The sequence below is a fragment of the Kitasatospora sp. NPDC091257 genome (assembly GCF_044757675.1).
Classification (GTDB): Bacteria; Actinomycetota; Actinomycetes; order Streptomycetales; family Streptomycetaceae; genus Kitasatospora; species Kitasatospora lactacystinica.
Map to the genome: position 1 here is coordinate 1 of NZ_JBIVVI010000814.1, position 4236 is coordinate 4236.

3 protein-coding genes and 1 pseudogene are annotated in these 4236 nt (G+C 74.0%); all 4 read left to right on the plus strand.

Going from position 1 to position 4236, the window contains the following annotated elements; all coding sequences use genetic code 11:
• A pseudogene (locus ACIQOV_RS30060) lies at window positions 1–173 on the plus strand (sensor histidine kinase); the annotation flags it as partial.
• Window positions 125–790, plus strand: coding sequence for a LuxR C-terminal-related transcriptional regulator (locus ACIQOV_RS30065; RefSeq protein WP_387736816.1), 666 nt, complete (start codon window positions 125–127; stop codon window positions 788–790). The pseudogene ACIQOV_RS30060 and the gene ACIQOV_RS30065, both read left to right, overlap by 49 nt.
• A 221-nt stretch (window positions 791–1011) precedes the next feature.
• On the plus strand, window positions 1012–2652 hold the full coding sequence (locus ACIQOV_RS30070; protein ID WP_401053737.1) for a DUF2637 domain-containing protein: 1641 nt from the start codon (window positions 1012–1014) through the stop codon (window positions 2650–2652).
• Window positions 2653–2762: 110 nt separating this feature from the next.
• A complete protein-coding gene (locus tag ACIQOV_RS30075) occupies window positions 2763–4052 on the plus strand; it encodes a DUF6986 family protein (protein ID WP_401053739.1) in 1290 nt (429 codons plus the stop codon).
• Window positions 4053–4236: the final 184 nt, after the last annotated feature.

The window sequence follows — 4236 nt, forward strand, 5'->3', positions numbered from 1 at the left end:
GGGTGGCGGACCCTTCGCGGGGGACCGGACTGCGTGGTATCGAGAAGCGATTGGGTACCTTCGACGGTGTCCTCTCCATCGACAGCACGTCGGGCGGACCCACCACCATCACCTTGGAGTTGCCGTGCGAGTTGTCCTCGCCGAGGACCTCTACCTCCTTCGCGAAGGCCTGATCCGGCTGCTGGAAGCGCACGGCTTCACCATCGCCGCGGCGGTGGAGACCGGCCCCGAGCTGCTGGAGGCGCTTCTGACCCACCGGCCGGACGTGGCCGTGGTCGACGTCCGGCTGCCCCCGACGCTCACCGACGAGGGCCTGCAGGCCGCGCTCAAGGCACGGCGGGAGATCCAGGGCCTGCCGGTGCTGGTGCTGTCGCAGCACGTCCAGCAGCTCTACGCGCGGGAGTTGCTGGCCGACGGCACCGGGGGGATCGGCTATCTGCTGAAGGACCGGGTCTTCAACGCCGGGCAGTTCATCGACGCGGTCCGCCGGGTGGCGGCCGGCGGCACGGCGATGGACCCGGACGTGATCGCCAAGCTGATGGAGACCACCGCGCGCAGGCCCGGTCCGTTGCTGCGGCTGTCCCCGCGGGAGCGCGAGGTGCTGGAACTGATGGCCGAGGGCTGTTCCAACTCGGCGATCGCCGCCCGGCTGTCGGTGAGCGACGGTGCGGTGGCCAAGCACATCGCCAACATCTTCAGCAAGCTCGACCTCGCCCCGGACGAGGATGCCAACCGCCGGGTGCTGGCCGTACTGGCCTACCTCAACGGCACGGCGAGGCAGACCCGCTGACGGTCCGGCCGGCCCCCGGCGCCGATCCGCACGGTGCCGGGGCCGCCGTTCGGCCGCCGCACTGTGACACCCCAGGCTGTGGGAACGCTTAAACACGCGTACGAGTAAACTCCGGTGGGCCGAGCCCGGAGGCTGCTCAGCAGTCCGGCGGCCCGACCAACGGGACCCGGCAGCCGAGGCACTGTACGCCAGCGGCCGACATCCAGGGGTTGATAGACGTAATGGCACGCCCAACGCTCACCAAGGCCCATCGTGGCCTGCTCGGCCTGGTCGCGGCCGGTGCCTGCCTCATTTCGGGCATCGGCTTCGCGGGCTCGTACAACGCGGTGCGCGAGCTGGCCGAGGAGAAGGGCTTCGGCGCCTTCTCCTACGCCTTCCCGATCGGCGTGGACGCCGGCATCGTCGTGCTCCTCGCGCTCGACCTGGTGCTGACCTGGCTGCGGATACCCTTCCCGATGCTGCGGCAGACCGCGTGGCTGCTGACCGTCGCCACCATCGCCTTCAACGCGGCCGCGTCCTGGGGCGACCCGCTCGGCATGGGGATGCACGCGGTCATTCCGGTGCTCTTCGTCGTCGTGGTCGAGGCCTCGCGGCACGCGGTCGGCCGAATAGCGGCGATCACGGCGGACCGCCACATGGAGTCGGTCCGGGTGATGCGCTGGCTCCTCTCGCCGGTGCCGACCTTCCGGCTCTGGCGGCGGATGAAGCTCTGGGAGCTCCGCTCCTACGACGAGGTCATCCGACTGGAACAGAACCGCCTGGTCTACCGGGCGCAGCTGCGTTTCCGGTACGGCCGCGGCTGGCGCCGCTCGGCGCCGATCCAGGCGCTGCTGCCGCTCAAGCTCGCCAAGTTCGGCGTGCCGCTGGACCCGGCGCTGCTCGACCGGCTGGACGACGAGGGCCGTGTGCGCGAGGCCCCGGAGGCGCTGCCGGAGCAGGAGGCGCAGGGGATACCCGGCCAGGAGAACCGCGCCACCGCCGCCATCGCCCCGGTCGCCGAGGCCCAGGCCCAGCAGCCGCAGCAGCCCCAACACCCGCAACACTCGCAGCAGGAGCCGCAGGCCGCCCAGCAGGCCGCTCCGCAGGTCCAGCAGGTTCAGCAGGCCCAGCCCGAACAGGCTGCGGCACAGGCACAGGCACAGGCACAGGCCCAGCCCGAACAGGCTGCGGCACAGACACAGGCACCCGCGGCCGTCGCGCCGTTGTCCGCCGAGGTCGCCGCGCCGATGCTCGCGAAGCTGGCCGCCGTCCGGTTGCGGGCCGCCCAGGAGCCGGACGAGGTGGCGGACGCCGTCCCGCAGCCGCGCGGCGAGGAGCTGAACGTCTGGACCGAGCGCCCGGTCCGCACCACCGGCCACCCGGCCGACGCCGCCCCGGGCGGGCGGGTGCCCGGCCAGGCCTCGCCCTGGTTCAAGCCCCCGCGCCCGGTCGCCGAGGAGCCCACCGCCCTCGCCGCCCCCGCCCCCGCCGCCACCGCCTCCACCTCCGAGCCCGTTCCGCAGGCCCAGCACGCGGCCGGCTCGCAGCGGCAGCCCGAGCAGTCCGAGCAGCTTGAGCAGCCCGCCGAGCACGAGCAGCAGGTCCCGGCCGAGGAGCGCGTCCACGCCGAGCAGCCGGTCCACGCCGAGCAGCGCGCGGTTGCTCCGGTGCCCGCGCGCCTCGACCCGGACCTCGCCTACGAGGCGCTCGTCTCGTACATGGACAGCTACGGCCACCAGCCCGACCCCCAGCGCCTCGCCGACTGGCTGACCAGGGAGTTCGGCGTCACCGGCAAGGGTCCGGACGGTTCGGTCCACCCCAAGGAGGTCGCCGACCTGTACCCGGAGCTGAACGAGCGCTACGCCGCCGCCGGGAGGGACTGACCGCGGCCGCCACCGTCCGGTGCCGGGTCGGCCATTGACGCCCGTACCCGCCGGAGCTACCTTCGCCTCAACAAATTGTTGAAGCGCTGGTTCGGCATGGAGGAGTGCGGATGACACGGGTCGGGGTCGACGGAAACGGGCCGACGGACGCGGCCTCCTTCTCCACCGCGGCCCGCGCCGCCGTGGAGGCGCTGCTCGCCCCCGTCGACGCCGATCTGGCACGCCGTTACCCGGGCGAACCCGGGACCAGGCAGCCGGTGCACACCGTCTACGTCCCGGCCGACGCCTTCGGTGCCGACACCGTGCGGGAGTGGGGCCGCCGGGCCCTGGACGCCTTCGACCGGCACGCCGCCACCCCCGCCGAACTGGCCCGCGCCCTCGGCGTCGCGGACGACGAACTGCTCGCCGACGTGCACGCCCGGGTCCGCGCCAAGCTGGAGCGCGAGCCGATCGAGGACCTGCGGATCGACTTCGAGGACGGCTACGGGCCCCGCCCCGACGCCGAGGAGGACGCGGCCGCCGTCCGCACCGCCGGGCTGGTCGCCGCCACGGTGGCCGGGGGCGGCGCCCCGCCGTACCTCGGCATCCGGATCAAGTGCATGGAGGCCGCCGTCCGGGCCCGCGGCATCCGCACCCTGGAGCTGTTCCTGGCCACCCTGCTGGCCCGCGGAGGGCTGCCGGAGGGCCTGGTCCTGACCCTGCCGAAGGTGACCTACGCCGAGCAGGTCACCGCGCTGGTCCGGCTGCTGGAGGACTTCGAGCGCCGGGCCGGGCTGCCCGCCGGCCGGATCGGCTTCGAGATCCAGATCGAGACCACCCAGGCGATCCTCGGCCCGGACGGCCGGGCCACCGTCGCCCGGATGATCGAGGCCGCCGAGGGGCGCGCCACCGGCCTGCACTACGGGACCTTCGACTACAGCGCGGCCTGCGGCGTCAGCGCGGCCCACCAGAGCATGGACCACCCGGTCGCCGACCACGCCAAGGCGGTCATGCAGGTGGCGGCCGCGGGCACCGGGGTCCGGCTCTCCGACGGCTCGACCAACGTCGTCCCGACCGGTTCCACCGAGCAGGTGCACGCCGCCTGGAAGCTCCACCACGGCCTGGTCCGCCGCTCGCTGGCCCGCGCGTACTACCAGGGCTGGGACATGCACCCGGCGCACCTGCCCACCCGCTACGTCGCGGTCTACTCCTTCTACCGCGAGGGCCTGGCGGCCGCCGCCGCCCGACTGGCCGCGTACGTCGCGAAGGCGGGCGGTGACGTGATGGACGAGCCGGCCACCGCCCGGGCGCTGAGCGGCTACCTGCTGCGCGGCCTGGACTGCGGCGCCGTCGACCTCGCCGAGGTCACCGCGCTGACCGGTCTGGACCGCGCGCGGCTGAACGCCCTGGCCGGGCGCTGACCCGTCGGTGGCCCGTGGCCCGTGGCCGGTGGCCGGTGGCCGGCCGCCGGTCCTCCCGTCGTGCGCCAACTAGGCTGGCGGTGCCGCCCCGGTGTCCCGGGGGGGCCCCCCCCCCCCTAGCCCGGCGCGGGGGGGCAGCACGGGAGAGGGGGGGGGGGGGGGAGAGTGTTTGGTGTGGGGGTTT